At 45.4% G+C, this 15,948-nt stretch carries 14 protein-coding genes and 1 pseudogene; 2 read left to right on the forward strand and 13 right to left on the reverse strand.

Features of this window, described 5'->3' with window-relative positions; all coding sequences use genetic code 11:
* Positions 1 to 90: 90 nt before the first annotated feature.
* Positions 91 to 960 (reverse strand): protease HtpX, encoded by an 870-nt coding sequence (gene htpX / locus F7Y48_RS02025; RefSeq protein ID WP_005390832.1) that lies wholly within the window; start codon positions 958 to 960, stop codon positions 91 to 93.
* A 472-nt stretch (positions 961 to 1,432) separates the two neighbouring features.
* Between htpX and F7Y48_RS02030 the strand changes: the two genes are divergently transcribed.
* Complete coding sequence (locus tag F7Y48_RS02030) at positions 1,433 to 1,636, forward strand: hypothetical protein (RefSeq protein ID WP_162860661.1); 204 nt, start codon at positions 1,433 to 1,435, stop codon at positions 1,634 to 1,636.
* 75 nt (positions 1,637 to 1,711) lie between these two features.
* Here F7Y48_RS02030 and bioD read toward each other — a convergent pair whose 3' ends face one another.
* Genes bioD through bioB form a run of 4 tightly spaced genes read right to left on the reverse strand, consistent with a single transcriptional unit; the run spans position 1,712 to position 5,391 of the window.
* Positions 1,712 to 2,398 (reverse strand): dethiobiotin synthase, encoded by a 687-nt coding sequence (gene bioD, locus F7Y48_RS02035; protein WP_005390831.1) that lies wholly within the window; start codon positions 2,396 to 2,398, stop codon positions 1,712 to 1,714.
* Positions 2,395 to 3,201 carry a malonyl-ACP O-methyltransferase BioC gene (gene bioC / locus F7Y48_RS02040; protein WP_316680071.1) on the reverse strand — a complete coding sequence of 269 codons (807 nt, stop codon included), beginning with the start codon at positions 3,199 to 3,201 and terminating at the stop codon, positions 2,395 to 2,397. The genes bioD and bioC overlap by 4 nt, the downstream gene beginning before the upstream one ends.
* Positions 3,201 to 4,352, reverse strand: coding sequence for an 8-amino-7-oxononanoate synthase (gene bioF, locus F7Y48_RS02045; RefSeq protein WP_316680073.1), 1,152 nt, complete (start codon positions 4,350 to 4,352; stop codon positions 3,201 to 3,203). The genes bioC and bioF overlap by 1 nt, the downstream gene beginning before the upstream one ends.
* Positions 4,339 to 5,391: a biotin synthase BioB gene (gene bioB, locus F7Y48_RS02050; protein WP_012841957.1), complete on the reverse strand. Its 1,053-nt coding sequence runs from the start codon at positions 5,389 to 5,391 to the stop codon at positions 4,339 to 4,341. Before bioB ends, bioF begins: the two co-directional genes overlap by 14 nt.
* A gap of 130 nt (positions 5,392 to 5,521) precedes the next feature.
* Here bioB and bioA point away from each other — a divergent pair, with 130 nt between their 5' ends.
* Positions 5,522 to 6,802 (forward strand): adenosylmethionine--8-amino-7-oxononanoate transaminase, encoded by a 1,281-nt coding sequence (gene bioA, locus F7Y48_RS02055; RefSeq protein ID WP_301567587.1) that lies wholly within the window; start codon positions 5,522 to 5,524, stop codon positions 6,800 to 6,802.
* Positions 6,803 to 6,870: 68 nt separating this feature from the next.
* Here bioA and F7Y48_RS02060 read toward each other — a convergent pair.
* The 8 genes and pseudogenes from F7Y48_RS02060 to lrp all read right to left on the reverse strand — a co-directional run bounded on the left by F7Y48_RS02060 (position 6,871) and on the right by lrp (position 15,802).
* A pseudogene (locus F7Y48_RS02060) lies at positions 6,871 to 7,137 on the reverse strand (DksA/TraR family C4-type zinc finger protein).
* 137 nt (positions 7,138 to 7,274) lie between these two features.
* On the reverse strand, positions 7,275 to 7,715 hold the full coding sequence (locus tag F7Y48_RS02065; protein ID WP_124008701.1) for a hypothetical protein: 441 nt from the start codon (positions 7,713 to 7,715) through the stop codon (positions 7,275 to 7,277).
* Positions 7,709 to 8,440, reverse strand: a complete 732-nt coding sequence (locus tag F7Y48_RS02070) for a hypothetical protein (protein ID WP_006743059.1) — start codon at positions 8,438 to 8,440, stop codon at positions 7,709 to 7,711. Before F7Y48_RS02070 ends, F7Y48_RS02065 begins: the two co-directional genes overlap by 7 nt.
* A gap of 205 nt (positions 8,441 to 8,645) precedes the next feature.
* Positions 8,646 to 9,953 carry a serine--tRNA ligase gene (gene serS / locus F7Y48_RS02075; protein ID WP_053807197.1) on the reverse strand — a complete coding sequence of 436 codons (1,308 nt, stop codon included), beginning with the start codon at positions 9,951 to 9,953 and terminating at the stop codon, positions 8,646 to 8,648.
* Between the two features lie 91 nt (positions 9,954 to 10,044).
* On the reverse strand, positions 10,045 to 11,400 hold the full coding sequence (locus tag F7Y48_RS02080; RefSeq protein WP_316680076.1) for a replication-associated recombination protein A: 1,356 nt from the start codon (positions 11,398 to 11,400) through the stop codon (positions 10,045 to 10,047).
* Positions 11,401 to 12,027, reverse strand: coding sequence for an outer membrane lipoprotein chaperone LolA (gene lolA, locus F7Y48_RS02085; protein WP_316680077.1), 627 nt, complete (start codon positions 12,025 to 12,027; stop codon positions 11,401 to 11,403).
* A gap of 74 nt (positions 12,028 to 12,101) precedes the next feature.
* Complete coding sequence (locus tag F7Y48_RS02090) at positions 12,102 to 15,155, reverse strand: DNA translocase FtsK 4TM domain-containing protein (protein WP_316680078.1); 3,054 nt, start codon at positions 15,153 to 15,155, stop codon at positions 12,102 to 12,104.
* Positions 15,156 to 15,307: 152 nt separating this feature from the next.
* Positions 15,308 to 15,802 carry a leucine-responsive transcriptional regulator Lrp gene (lrp, locus tag F7Y48_RS02095; RefSeq protein ID WP_005378234.1) on the reverse strand — a complete coding sequence of 165 codons (495 nt, stop codon included), beginning with the start codon at positions 15,800 to 15,802 and terminating at the stop codon, positions 15,308 to 15,310.
* Positions 15,803 to 15,948 lie beyond the last annotated feature (146 nt).

Genomic DNA, 15,948 nt, shown 5'->3' on the forward strand with positions numbered 1-15,948 from the left:
CGATCAATCGATCCAAAAAAAGGCTTGGTCAAAACCAAGCCTTTTCAGGAAATTAACGATTACTTTCGCGTGCGCTGTCAGTTTTTACAACTAGTATTGCTGACTACGTAACGCTGCAATACGTTTATCTAGCGGAGGGTGGCTCATCAGTAGCTCAGTCAATGACTGCTTGCCATTAATACCGAATGCCATCATTGTGCCATCAAGTTGAGATTCGTGACTCATCTTCAAACGTTCCAATGCCGCGATCATTTTCTCTTTACCAACTAAGTGAGCAGCACCTGCGTCGGCATGGAATTCGCGATGACGGCTGTACCACATGGTAATAAAGCTTGCTAAGAAACCAAACACTAGCTCAAGCACCATAGATACACCGAAGTAAACCATCATGTTTGTACCTTGACCTTCTTCATCATCGTTCGATGCCACAATATTGGCGATAAAACGGGATAGGAAGATAACAAACGTGTTCACAACGCCTTGCATCAATGTCATCGTGACCATGTCACCATTTGCAATATGGCTCACTTCGTGGGCCAGTACCGCTTCTGCTTCATCACGAGTCATATTGTGTAAAAGGCCAGTGGAAACCGCGACAAGAGAGTCATCTCGCTTTGCACCCGTCGCGAATGCATTGATATCTGGTGAGTCATAAATAGCCACCGTTGGCATACCAATACCCGCTTGCTGAGCTTGACGACCCACAGTTTCGACTAACCAATGCTCAGTTTCGTTACGCGGACTTTCAATGACCATACCGCCAACCGAGCGCAGTGCCATGCCCTTTGACATCATCAACGAAATAAGTGCACCACCAAAACCAAATATGGCGGCCATAACTAGCAAACCAGAAAGACTGCCAGGTTGCATTCCAGTGGTAGCGTAAACAATATTCAGAACAACACTAAGCACTAGCACGACAGCTAGGTTAGTTGCTAGGAATAACATAATTCGCTTCATTACTTTTCTCCGAGGAAGCTTATCGTTTTTTTAAAACGGATTGTTATAAGGAACAGGTGGTAATCGCTGTAAAAGCCAATTCCGCTAAGTTTCATGCTCCGTGCGTTATAGATATAGTCTATCCGCGATAAAAACAAGGTTAAGCAATAAATTGCAACATTTGTTTTCGAGACTGAAAGATTATGTTCAAGCGATTTCTAGGCACGTGCTGATAAAAGCCATTACCTCCATTCATATTCATTCATTTCCGTAATGAAAAGTACTTTGAATCGCACCTCATCTATCAATGGATGACCTTGATGTTAAATCTATCACCTCTAGGCAGCTTAGCTAGAAATATTTTACTAGACCAAAAACAGTATGTTAGCCCCGCTATAGACTTTGGTCTTATTGTGCGGCGACATGGACATGCTAGATTCAAGTGAGATGAACAAAACAGAGCCACTCTAAGTACATTAAAAAGGTACATTAGGTGAGTTCAAAACTTCCATGTATTGAGGGAAAAACCATGGTAGAAACTAACGACTATCAAATGGCTATTGATTTACTACGTTGTCATCTAGGCATCTCAGAGGATGAGGCGAAGCAACAACTTGGTATTTCAACCGATCATCATATGTCTCAGCGTGTTGCAGAAACACAGCAAGCATTGATGGGGCTTAGCCAAGATAAGTAATCTGATGTTATAGATTACACCAATAAAAAAGGGCTGCATTACGCAGCCCTTTGGTTTTTAGTATTTTAAACACAATCAGTCAGTATTTAGCAAAGGCTCGACATTAATGTACTTGCCTAGCTCTTTGCGCTTAGCACTTGGAATGTATGGGATTTCGCCAAGCTTAGGCGCACCGATACGCGCTTCAAGCATCTCGATAATATCAGCATAGTGCTCGGTGCCAGGGTTAACTCGGTTTGCCACCCAACCAACAAGATTCAAGCCATCCGCTTTAATACTCTCAGCCGTGAGTAAAGCATGGCTCAAACAACCTAATTTAATACCAACCACCAAGACTACGGGTAACTGCTCTGCTTGTACCCAAGTAGATAAACAGTCGGTATCTGACACAGGCACACGCCAACCACCAGCGCCCTCAACGAGAACGACATCAGCTTGCTGCTTGTGTTGAGCCAGCTTTTCACTGAGGAGTTCGTATTTTATTTCGACATGTTCATGTTTTGCCGCGATGTGAGGAGAAGCAGGCAATTCTAAAGCGTATGGATTCACATCATCATAAGCGACATCGAGTGTCGCGGCCGCTTGTAAATGTAAGGCGTCAGAATTACGCCATCCAGCTTCAGTCTTATCACTCCCTGCTGCCACTGGTTTATAACCAATAGTGTTTAGTCCTTTTGCTGCCAACGCTTGCAAAATGGCTTTAGACGCTACCGTTTTTCCTACATCAGTATCCGTACCAGCAATAAAAAAAGCATCAATCATAGATGTATTACTCCAAAACAAACCTGATAACTTGCAGGTAGAAGACCTTGATCATTTTTAAACGCTTGGTACTCATGCTCAACTTGCAACAAAGTCTCTCGACTGGTTAAACCATGTGAGCGCCCGCTTACGTGATTTGCACCTATACCTTTGAGGTCACGCATAACTGAAAATGCTGAGTCGTACCAAACTGTGATGGTGGTCAAGTCTAGTTGATGGTTGTCACATCGAGATTGCGCTAACGCAATTTTTACCTGATTGAGCGATAGAAAGTTATTGACGTGTTGATATGCATCAATTTTTTTCCATGATGCACGCAACTCGCACAGTGACCCTTCAGCTAGGGTAGAAAAAGCCGCCTTCCCATTAGCTTTTAGTACACGACGAACTTCTCTCAGGGGGTAACTTAAATCGGCACACCATTGCAAAGCCAAGCTAGAGAATACGTAGTCGAAGATTGTATCTTCGAAAGGCAAGTTTTCTGCGTCGGCTAGCACATAATTCATTCGTTCATGGCCACAGCGCACCATAGCTTTGCTTAACATCTCTTGAGAGATGTCCACACAAAACACTTCAGCGCCAAGCTCTTGAAGACGTTGAGAAAAATAGCCAGTACCACATCCTAAGTCCAAAACACGTTTATGAGTTAAGTCATTCGGAAGTTTGTCTAGTAAGCGATGGCCGACATCACGCTGGAAAGCGGCATGTTTGTCGTACGTGTTAGCTGCTTTACTAAAGGAAGCGGCGATCGCTTGTTTATTAGGCAGTAAGCAATCCAACTTCATTTGCTCTGCATTATCCATTACTGCGTTCCTAATGCTTGCTTCAATGCCATTGAAAGCGTTTTAACTTGTTCGTTAGTGTGATTAGCAGTGAGTGTGATTCGCAGACGAGACGTCCCTTTCGGAACTGTTGGAGGACGAATAGCAGTAACCCAAATACCGTTTTGGCGACAAGCACCTGCTACTCGCAAAGCCAAATCAGATTCACCAATCACAAACGGCTTAATCGAAGTTTGAGTCTCAACAAAGCCCTCAACGTCGCTGAGGCTATCTCGATACACTTCACTTAACTCTGTGAGCTTTTCACGTCGCCAAGACTGTTCTTGAATCATCGAGACAGCATGCGTGAGCGCATAGGCTTGTGCCGGAGGCATCGCCGTGGAATACACATGGTGACGAGCAAACTGAGTTAAAAAGTCCCCCGTTGCGTGGTCACATAAAATAGCCGCGCCAGACATACCAAACGCTTTGCCGAAAGTAACGATCAGTATCTCAGGCTTAACCGCCGCTAATTCACATGAGCCACCGCCAGATTCCCCTAGAACACCGATACCATGAGCGTCGTCTAAAGCAAGCCATGCATCATGATTACCGGTGACGTCAGCGATATCAGCAAGTGGGGCACAATCCCCGTCCATGCTGAATACCCCTTCAGTCACAACTAGATGGTTGTCTTCGCTATTAATCAGCGACTTTAGGTGTTCGATGTCATTGTGCTTGAAGCGCTTCATCTTAGCTGGTGACAACGCCCCCGCTTCCATCAAAGAGGCATGGTTCAAACGGTCTTGGATGAGTACGTCTGATTTTTCTAGCAAGGTGAATAACAAAGCTTGGTTAGCGCTGAATCCAGAGCCAAACAGGACTGCCCTTTCGTAACCCAGCCATTCGGTTAGTGCCGCTTCTAAATTGCTGTGCGCGGCACTAAAACCAGTCACCATCGGTGATGCTCCACTGCCACTACCGTATACGCTTAAACCTTGCAGCCAAGCCCGAACAAGCGCTTGGTCATTGGCCAAGCCTAAATAATCATTACTTGAGAAGTTGATGTAGCGTCTGCCTTCGTATTCCAAAATCGATTGGTTGCCGGAAAACACCACATTCATCGAACGATTCAGCCCCTGCGCTTTACGATCGGCAAGGGCGGACTCGATACGAGATTTAAACGCTGGCATCGTAGAAAAGGTCGTCTTTTGTTGGACGAGCAGCCACGCGCTCTACAACGCGGTCCAGCAACTCGTTTTCTTCAATTTCATCAGGTTTTTGAGACACCTCTTGACTGTTAATGCCGAGCTTGTCGAACAGCATCATGTCTTTGTCTTCAGAAGGGTTTGGCGTGGTCAGAAGTTTGCAACCATAGAAGACGGAGTTTGCACCCGCCATAAAACACAGCGCTTGCATTTGTTCGTTCATGTTTTCACGGCCAGCGGATAAACGAACGGCTGATTGAGGCATCATGATTCGTGCTATTGCAATCAGACGAATAAAGTCGAACGGCTCAACATCATCCACTTCTTCCAATGGTGTGCCCTTTACCTTCACGAGCATGTTGATTGGCACACTTTCAGGATGTACTGGCAAATTAGCCAGTTCAACCAACAAACCAGCTCGGTCATTGGCACTTTCCCCCATGCCGATGATGCCTCCGGAACAAATCTTCATACCAGCATCACGAACGTGAGAAAGCGTATCTAAACGGTCTTGGTAAGTACGAGTGGTAATGATGTTGCCGTAGAACTCAGGTGAGGTATCGAGGTTATGGTTGTAGTAGTCCAGACCTGCTGTTGCCAATTGCTTTGCTTGATCTGGCGTCAACATGCCCAATGTCATACACGTTTCTAAACCCATGCCCTTCACGCCTTTGATCATGTCGGTCAAATGCGGCATGTCACGCTCTTTCGGGTTTTTCCATGCTGCACCCATACAGAATCGAGTAGAACCAGCATTTTTGGCTTTTTGCGCAGCATCGAGTACGCGTTCTACTTCCATCAGACGCTCTTTCTCGATGTCTGTGGTGTAACGAGCACTCTGAGGACAGTACTTACAATCTTCTGGACAAGCACCTGTCTTAATCGACAGAAGCGTGCTTACTTGAACATGGTTGGTTTGTTGATATTGACGATGTACAAGTTGCGCTTCGAATAGGAGATCCATGAATGGTTTTTCCATGAGATCGCGCACTTCAGCATGCGTCCAGTTATGACGAACTTCCACGTGTATTCCTTTAGTCACTTTTGTTGTTGTGTTGACAGTCTACTGAGTCTCGATAAACTGTCAACACAACACAAAAGAACAAAGTTTACATCTGTTTATTTTTTAATCTCAATTATTATTGGAATCGCACATGGATCTCGCCTTCGACCGCCAGCATATCTGGCATCCTTACACTTCAACATTGACACCTCTGACCTGCTACCCAGTGGCATCGGCAAATGGTGTTCACATTAAACTGGAAGACGGTACTGAGCTTGTCGATGGCATGTCTTCTTGGTGGTCGACGATCCACGGCTATAACCATCCGCACTTAAATCAAGCGGCTCACCAGCAAATCGATCAAGTCTCTCACGTGATGTTTGGCGGGATTACCCACCAGCCAGCAATCAGTTTGTGTAAGAAGTTGCTATCCCTAGCGCCAAGTAATCTTGAACATGTATTCCTTGCCGATTCAGGCTCCGTTGCCGTAGAAGTCAGCTTAAAAATGGCACTGCAATATTGGCATGCAAAAGGTGAACGCCGACCGAAGTTTCTTACTTTACGACACGGTTATCACGGTGACACCTTTGCGGCCATGTCGGTAACCGATCCTGATAACTCCATGCACTCTCTCTACAAAGGCTTTCTGCCTGAGCATATCTTTGCGGAGTCGCCAACTTGTGGCTTTTGGGATGAGTGGAAATCTGAAGATCTTGCTGACTTTGAGCACAAGATTGAAACACATCATCAAGAACTCGCTGCGGTGATCCTAGAGCCTATCGTTCAAGGCGCAGGCGGCATGCGCATCTACCATCCAGAGTTTCTCAAAGGTGTGCGTAGGCTTTGTGATAAACACGGTTTGTTATTGATTGCAGATGAAATCGCAACCGGTTTTGGACGCACAGGCAAATTGTTTGCCTGCGAACATGCAGATATTCAACCAGACATTCTGTGTGTCGGGAAAGCACTCACTGGCGGCTACATGACCCTCTCTGCGACCCTCGCGAGCAAACACGTAGCAGACACTGTTTGTGGTGGTGATGCTGGTTGTTTTATGCACGGTCCAACCTTTATGGGGAATCCACTCGCTTGTGCTGTAGCTACTGCAAGTTTGGAATTGATCGAGCAAGGTGATTGGAAGCAACAAACCCAACAAATTGAAACGCTGTTTTCTGAGTTACTACCAAAACTTGAAGAATACGACTTGGTGAAAAACACCCGTTGGTTGGGTGCTATTGGCGTAGTGGAGACGCATCGCCCTGTGAATATGGAAACCATCCAAGCCTTGTTTGTTGAACACGGAGTTTGGATTCGCCCATTTGGCAAACTGATTTATATGATGCCGCCGTTCATCAGCAAGCCGGAAGATATTGAAAAGTTAGTGAATGCGATTGATGCTGCGTTACAACGCAAAGACTGCTTCGCTTCATAGTTCAATTCAAAATGAAAACGGTTGAGTATGAGACTCAAACCGTTTCGTTATTTATTAGAGCAGTAAAGCTATCGAAGTTGACTGTCTTTACTCGCTCGTCGATTAAATAATACTTGGCGTTGAGAGACCAATTCGATAGTTGACTGACATGCGATACACAAACGAACGCCTTTCATTGCAAGACGACGCGCTTCCGGAATCTCATCACCACATTCATCGCAGTAATGGGCGCTCTAACCCTTTGTGATACTGCCACGAACACGGGAAATTTCGTCGTCTATTGTGTTTTGAATTTGTTGGCTGACGCTATCGTCGTTTGCCCACCCTACGGCCATAAGCCCTCCTCGTTACTTGAATGAGAAAATCTACTTACCGTGATAAGGTGGATAATTATATCGATTACAAATAACAAGATACTTAGGGTAAATTCGAAAACACTATTACGCTTTGGTAATAATTACTCTGCAATCGATTATTCGGCACTCTCATGGAAAAGCAATGCAAGGTTACTCATACTCCCTTCCTCACATTCAAAGTACTGCGTTTGCTCAGGCTCTCTCAAAGTAACACTGAGTATCTTCTCTACCTCACCTAACTCCTCGCTAAAGTACTCACTGACTAATATGACGCGCTCACCAATACTAAATTCCAGTGACTTCTCATCTACCAACGCTCGATGATAATGTTCAACACGATAATCTTGAGGTTTTATCCGCTGTAAAACAGAGCTTTGATTCTCAATGGACTCATTAAAGATAATCCCACCTTTGCCTTGCTCTATAAAAATACTAAAGTTCATAGTTTGGTTCACTGAGCATTCAAAGACTTTTCTGGGCGAGGTGTTAGCAACAGCAAACGTGCTCATCATCGCAACACTTAAACCCAAAGTGACCGCCAATCGTTTCATTACCATTCAGCCAACACTGTAAATAGCGCTTGTTCAGACATACGGGTTAATACATATCCGTGTGAAGATGAATACGAGCCACTGAGTACACTATTCTCTTTCTCAATAACGATATCCTCGATGCCGTCAGCGTTGTAATCACCTTTTGCGGTAACGGTAATAACCTGAAAGCCATCAGTCGAATCGTAATACTCTGCTCTGACTTCACTGATGACCTGAGTTCTTTGGATATGGTCTGCTTCATCCCACGTTGAGAGTGTCTTTGCTTTCTCTGCACTTTCGTCAGAAATAACAAAAGCAAGTGCACTTGGAGCGAAATTAGGAAAGGTATCGTCTAACTTAAAGTCTGATATAAATGAGCGCTTAGAGGCAGCTAACTTTGCCATCTCACTCCATGTTTGGCACTGAGTTAAATATGCTTTAAACGCGCCGTATTCATAGGCTTTTGCCGCAGTAAAGCCCGTAGAGTTTGCCGTAGCTAAGTCTTGGCAATTAGATACTAGTTTTTCTTCATCAGATGCACGTTTCAATTCAAGTTCATAGCCCCAATCGAGTGAGTTACGAAGTTGCATATTTTCTTTGGAAGGTTGCGCTATTTCGCGCGCGAAAAAGCGATCGGTTCGCTCACTATCTAAGTATTGAGGCTGAATAAGTTCACTTGCGATAACACACTTACTAACGAGCAAAGTAAGCGCAAAAATAACAAGCAATGAAAGATGATTTACTGGCATAACGTTTAACAACAAGGGCAAATGATGCCATTAGCTTGTCACGTGAAAAACCGTTTAGAAAAATATCATTTGTCTCGTACTGCCAGATTCTGGGCGAGCTCTTCACTATTGCGTGTGCTAATTACATAACAACGTATTTTCACTCGACGCAAATAACAAAAAACCCAGCACTACGGCTGGGTTTGGTGTTCTAGTGGCTAATGCGTTAACCGATGTGCGTTGCGCCGCCCATGTACTTCTGAAGTACTGCAGGGATTGCAATGCGACCGTCTGCTTCTTGGTTGTTTTCTAGGATAGCAACCATTGTACGACCTACTGCTAGACCAGAACCGTTTAGCGTGTGTACAAGCTCAGGTTTCTTCTCGCCTTTACGACGGAAACGCGCTTGCATACGACGAGCTTGGAAGTCCCACATGTTAGAACATGAAGAGATTTCACGGTAAGTTTCTTGAGCTGGAACCCAAACTTCTAGGTCGTAAGTTTTACGAGCGCCGAAGCCCATATCACCTGTACAAAGAACCACTTTACGGTAAGGAAGCTCTAGAAGTTGTAGAACTTTCTCAGCGTGACCTGTTAGCTCTTCTAGCGCATTCATTGAATCTTCTGGCTTAGTGATTTGTACTAGCTCAACTTTGTCGAACTGGTGCATACGAATCAGACCACGAGTATCACGACCATATGAACCCGCTTCTGAACGGAAACACGGCGTGTGAGCTGTCATCTTGATTGGTAGATCCGCTTCGTCAGAAATCGTGTCACGAACTAGGTTCGTTACAGGTACTTCTGCCGTAGGGATTAGAGACAGTTTACGTGGCTCTTCGTCGTTTACTTTTTCCGCTAGAGGCTCTGTGTGGAAAAGGTCTTTACCGAACTTAGGAAGCTGGCCAGTACCGAATAGGCTGTCAGAGTTTACTAGGTAAGGTACGTACATTTCTGTGTAGCCGTGTTCTTCTGTGTGAAGATCTAGCATGAACTGAGCGATTGCACGGTGTAGACGAGCAAATTGGCCTTTCATCACGATGAAACGTGCGCCAGTGATCTTAACTGCACTTGCGAAGTCTAGACCGCCACCCATTTCACCTAGGTCAACATGGTCTTTTAGTTCGAAGTCGTAAGTCTTAGGCTCACCCCAACGAGAGATTTCGACGTTGTCGTTTTCATCTTTACCATCTGGCACTTCATCAGCAGGGATGTTTGGTACAGAAAGCGTGAATTCGTCTAGTTGAGCCATTACTTGCTCAAGTTCAACTTTCTTCGCATCAAGATCGCTACCTAGAGTACCGATTTGTTTTTTGATCTCTTCTGCGCCTTCTTTGTCGCCAGCCGCCATTTTTTGGCCGATTTGCTTGGAGATGGAGTTACGCGTGGATTGTAAATTTTCTACTTCTACTTGAATGGACTTACGTTGTTCTTCAAGTTTACGAATAGTCTCTACGTCTAGCTTAAAGCCACGACGCGCCAGTTTAGCAGCTGTTTCATCCAGCTCTGTACGAAGTAATTTAGAATCCAGCATTGTTAATCCTATGCTTTTTGTTGTGAAATCACGCGCACTTTCCAAGCGTACGCGTTAAAAAAATTTACTGAACAAATGTATCCAAAAATGCCTACTTTTCATAGCGCTTTTGTTGGCTATTTGCGTCTAATTTAGCCAAGTAATCTAACTTTTCGCCGATTTTGGTTTCTAGACCGCGATTTGTCGGCTGATAGTACTTACGATCTGCCATTTCTGGTGGCAAATATTGCTCACCCGCTGCATAAGCACCCGGCTCGTCGTGAGCATAACGATACTCTGCTCCATAGCCCATGTCTTTCATCAGACTGGTGGGTGCATTACGCAAGTGATGCGGCACTTCATATTCAGGCAAGTTATGTGCGTCAGTGAGCGCTTGTTTCCAAGCAACATAAACGGCATTACTCTTTGGAGCGCACGCGAGATAAACAATTGCTTGAGCAATCGCACGCTCACCTTCTGCTGGACCAACGCGTGTAAAACAGTCCCACGCGGAGAGTGCAACTTGCATGGCTCTAGGGTCCGCATTGCCGACATCTTCCGATGCTATCGCAAGTAATCGACGGGCAATGTAAAGTGGATCACAACCTGCAGCTATCATACGAGCAGCCCAATACAAAGCGGCATCTGGGTTTGATCCACGAATAGATTTGTGAACCGCAGAGATTAAGTCGTACCAGATATCACCTTTGTTATCAAAGCGAGAGACCTTTTCTCCCGCCACTTCCGCAAGCAACTTAAGCGTGATTTCTTTTTCACCTTGCGCATTGTCTTCTGCCATATCGTATAGCAGCTCAAGGTAGTTAAGAGACATGCGAGCATCACCGTTCACTAGCTCTGCTAGGCGATCTAGTACGTTGTCGGCGAAATTTGCTGGTGTATTACCCAAGCCGCGCTCTTTGTCGTTAATCGCTTGATCAAGCGCCAGCGATATTTCGCTCTGGTCAAGAGAAGTCAACTTGTAAACGCGAGCACGCGAGAGTAATGCGTTGTTTAACTCAAACGAAGGGTTCTCTGTGGTCGCACCGATAAACGTAACCGTACCGTCTTCAATATGCGGTAAAAACGCATCTTGCTGCGATTTGTTAAAGCGATGCACCTCATCCACGAATAAGATAGTGCGGCGACCTGCCATTTTGTTCTCACGCGCTTTGTCGATCGCAGCCCGGATCTCTTTAACGCCAGACGTCACCGCAGATACACGCTCAACTTCGGCGTTGGCATAGTTTGCTGCCACTTCCGCTAATGTCGTTTTACCTGTGCCAGGTGGTCCCCACAAAATCATCGAGTGAATGTGTCCAGCCTCTAGCGCTCGGCGTAGGGGTTTACCCGGACCTAAAATATGCTGCTGTCCAATATACTGTTCGATAGTTTGTGGTCTCATACGAGCAGCAAGGGGACGAAAATCTTCGTCCCCTAAGAAATCTAACGTGTAATTACTCACTACCAATTAATTCCTTTGGTCATCCACTTCCACGCCATCTGGAATTGTGAATGTAAATCTGTCTACCTTTGGTTTACCAAGCTTAACATTACTAAAAGTAAACAGCCCTTTCTGACCATCTTGCTCAATGACGTTAAAGCCTTTCACTACGCCTTTTGCATCAATATTAATTTGGAATTGGCCTTGAGTAGAGTCAATTGCCGTAGGAATGAGCGTAAACTCATTACCTTTCTGAGAAATCTTATAGTTATCCCAGTCGCTTGCTCTATTGCGAGTTAACAGCACAAATGGTGTTTGCTCGGTCGCTTGCTCTTGCCAGTAAATGCTTACTTGTTCAATGAATGGGCTGTAATACCACAACGTCTTACCGTCAGATACTAAAAGGTTTTCATCAGGAAAAGTCGTACTCCAACGGAACAAGCTTGGACGAGCGATTTCAACCGAGCCCTCACCTTCCATTACCGTTTCACCTTCAGGGCTGATCACTTGCTGGGAGAAATCGGCACTGAAACCCTCGTTCATTGCGAGACGTTTATTGAGTTCATCTTTTGGAGATGCTGCATTCGCAGCTGAGAAGAAAGAAACGCTTAAAACTAGCGCTGAGAAAAGTTTCGCTGAAAATCGTTTTTTCATTCAGATACCTATCAGAGGGTCAAAGACCTAAAGTTACTCACCTCAGTTGGACTGAAGTGAGTAAAACAAGTTCATTAATCTTTTGGCGGCGCAGGAGCTAAAACTTCGCGGTTACCGTTGTGACCCGGTGCACTCACGATACCTTGCGCTTCGAGTTGCTCAACAATACGGGCGGCACGGTTGTAACCGATCTTAAATCGACGCTGTACGCCAGAAACAGAGCCTCGACGTGACTGAACTACGTGCTCAACGACTTGATCGAAGAGTGGATCCACATCTTCATCCGCTTCCATTTGCTCACCTGGCAATAAGCTTTCTGGACTTTGATCTCCGCTGATGATCTCTTCAATGTAGTTCGGTTTACCACGCGCTTTCCAGTTGTTTACAACCGCATGAACATCGTCATCTGATGCAAACGCACCATGAACACGGGTCGTATGGCTAGAGCCTGGTGGTAAGTACAACATGTCACCCATACCAAGCAGTGATTCTGCACCGCCTTGATCTAGGATTGTACGAGAGTCCGTTTTAGTCGATACCGTAAACGCAACACGAGTTGGAATATTCGCTTTAATCAGACCCGTGATAACATCCACCGATGGACGTTGAGTCGCAAGAATTAGATGAATACCTGCCGCACGCGCCTTTTGTGCCAAGCGTGCAATCAGTTCTTCTACCTTCTTACCCACCACCATCATCAGGTCAGCAAATTCATCGACAACAACAACGATATACGGCAGTTTTTCTAGCAATGGCGGTTCCGTATCCATACTGTCGCCTTCTTGCCAGAATGGGTCATGAATTGGGTGGCCTGCTTCTGCTGCCATCTTCAACTTCTCGTTAAAGCCTTTCACATTACGAACGCCCAATGCCGACATCAACTTATAACGACGTTCCATCTCACCCACACACCAACGTAGAGCGTTTGATGCGTCTTTCATATCAGTCACAACTTCAGAAAGAAGATGAGGGATACCTTCGTAAATAGAAAGCTCTAGCATTTTCGGGTCAATCATGATGAAGCGTACATCTTCTGGGCCAGCTTTATACAGCATGCTCAAAATCATCACGTTCACACCCACCGACTTACCAGAACCAGTTGTACCTGCTACTAGCACGTGAGGCATCTTCGCAAGATCGGCCACAACAGCTTCGCCCGCAATGTCTTGACCTAACACAACCGTTGTGGGTGACGTTGCTTGCTCAAACTGAGGACTACTGATTACATCAGATAAATAGACCGTCTGACGGCTCATGTTTGGCAGTTCCAAACCGATGTAAGGCTTGCCAGGGATTACTTCTACAACACGTACAGCCATTGCAGACAATGCACGCGCTAAGTCAGTTGAAAGACCAGAAATACGGCTTACTTTTACCCCCGGCGCCAAATCAAGCTCAAAACGAGTGATCACTGGACCAGGATAAATCCCCACCACGTCGGCTTTAATTTTGTAGTCCGCTAGCTTGCTCTCAACCAATCGAGCGACCTGCTCTAGCGCATCACGGTCGATAAAGTTTTCGCGTTTTTCTGGATGGTAAAGCAACTCGAGCGTTGGAAGTGGTTCTTCCGGAACAGGCAAGTTTTCTTCTTTCTGTACCAAAAATGGGTTCTGTGTCGCTGCTACTTTGGCTTGCGCACTAGAAACCATGTCTTGGAATGCCGCTACATCTTCGTCGCCGTCTTGAACCTCTTCAACCTCCGCTTTTTGAAGTGCAGGTTCAAATGTTGTTGAAGGTGTTGCCACTTGCTGATGAGGTGTTGCTGGAGCTGGCTGTAGTTGTTGTACAGACTGTGACTCCACTTCGTCTTCATCGTCTAACACGTCAAAATCAGAGATCGTAGGTTCAATGTGTTGACTCGATTCTGTTTGCTCCGTGATGCTATCTAGCGCAGCGGAATCAATTACAGGCTCTTCATGCACAGGATGCTCAATACTTGGCTGCTGTACTTGCTCTGCTTCAAATTGTTCGTACTCCGCATAATCTGGTTCAACACTGTTCGGTTCTTCTGTAGCTGTATGTTGCTCTACATAGGAAGAGTAAGTGTCTGCAAATGATGGGGCTACCTGTTCTTCAGTTCCCCAGTCATCTGCTTGTTGCGCTGCAGCTTCAAGCTCTTCTATCGTGACATTCAGCTGCTTGGTACGCTCCAGAAGCGGATCAACGTTATCAGTATTCACCGCATGGACAGGTTGCGTTTGGTGCTCAGGTTGAGCATAAACTGGCGCAGCATTAACCGTAGCCTTGTGTTGTGGTGGCGTCGGTTCCACCATCATTTGTTCCGCTAGTTTCTCAGGTTTAGCTTGCGGCATATAAATAGGATACTCATGCGCAGGCGCCGATTCTTTCGGCTCATCGACATCGAACGCCGTTAAATGAGGAAGCGGTTCATCATCAATGTCATGGTCTACGTTATGTCTAGGCGTAGAGACTTTATCTTCCACGAACTCATCTAACTGAGGTTCTAAAACTTCTTGCTCAGAGCCTCTTATCTTATTTGCAAGCGCCGCAATTAGCGCTAATGCACGATCACCAAGCCACTCCACAATATTAAGCCATGAGATGCCAGTAAAGAGAGTAAAACCCGCTCCCCATAAGAACAGCAGTACCAATGTCGTGCCAAGTACATTCAATGTAGGTAAAGCTAGGCTAGACAACACGTCCCCGACGACACCACCGGACGAGAAATACCAAATATCATCAAAATTAATATCGGCTAGACCACAGCTAGTCATTATAAGGACGACAAGGCCGAGTAACCTCGTACCCCATAACATGAAATCAATTGGCTCATCTTCTCCTCGTTTACGGCAAATCACCCATGCAGCCGCAGCTAGCAAGAAAGGGATGGGATAAGCGAGAGAGCCAAATGTGAAGAATAGTGTGTCCGCAAGCCAGGCGCCGAAAAGGCCACCAGCATTGTCGATCTCCCCTCCCCATGCGGTTTGGGACCAGGAAGGATCGGCCGGACTGAAGGTAAATAGTGCAACCGCAAGCAATACCGAGCTAAGAACGCCAACGATAAAGCAGCACTCTTTTAAGCGTTGGAAGCCATTTAAGCGTGAAGACTGGGGCTCTTCACTGGTTTTGATAATGGTTTCGACTTTCTTTGCGTTCTCTTTGAACATAAATCAACTTGAATATGGAAATGAAATAGGAAATTGCAAAACATTCCGAGCGGCATCAAGCCGCTCGGTAAATTGATTTAACCATATCAAAGAGAAAAACCCAATTACTCTCTGGCGAAAGCGGAAGCATATACCGCTTTCTTTGCAAGAAATTAACGAGTTTTGATCACAAGCTGGTTAGATTGTTTCACTTCTTCCATTACAACGTATGTGCGAGTGTCATTTACGCCAGGTAGGCGTAGTAACGTATCGCCCAATAGTCGGCGGTAAGCACCCATATCTGATACACGGGTTTTAAGAAGATAGTCAAAGTCACCTGATACAAGATGACACTCTTGTATGTCGTCTAGCTTTTGAACAGCTGAGTTAAACTGCTCAAATACATCCGGCGCACCACGGTTTAGTGTAATCTCAACGAATACTAATAGTGACGCATCCAGGAACTGCGGATTCAATAATGCAGTGTATCCTGTGATGTAACCCTGACGCTCTAAGCGACGTACACGCTCCAAACATGGCGTTGGAGAAAGTCCCACACGTTTTGAAAGCTCAACGTTTGAAATACGACCGTCTTTCTGCAGTTCATTAAGAATGTTGCGGTCGATACGGTCTAGTTCCTTGGACGGCTTTTTATAGTTGTCTGCCATTTTTTATTCCACCTTATTACTTCCTTGCAAAAAAATATACTACAACTTTTTAATATTTGGTGCCAAATTTTACAAATCTATAACTATACTAGTTATTAATTCGACAATAACACCCTACAAACAGTTAATACAACCATTATAGAAAG

Origin of the sequence: Vibrio sp. 2-1-2a (assembly GCF_032648565.1) — a bacterium.
GTDB lineage: Bacteria > Pseudomonadota > Gammaproteobacteria > Enterobacterales > Vibrionaceae > Vibrio > Vibrio diabolicus.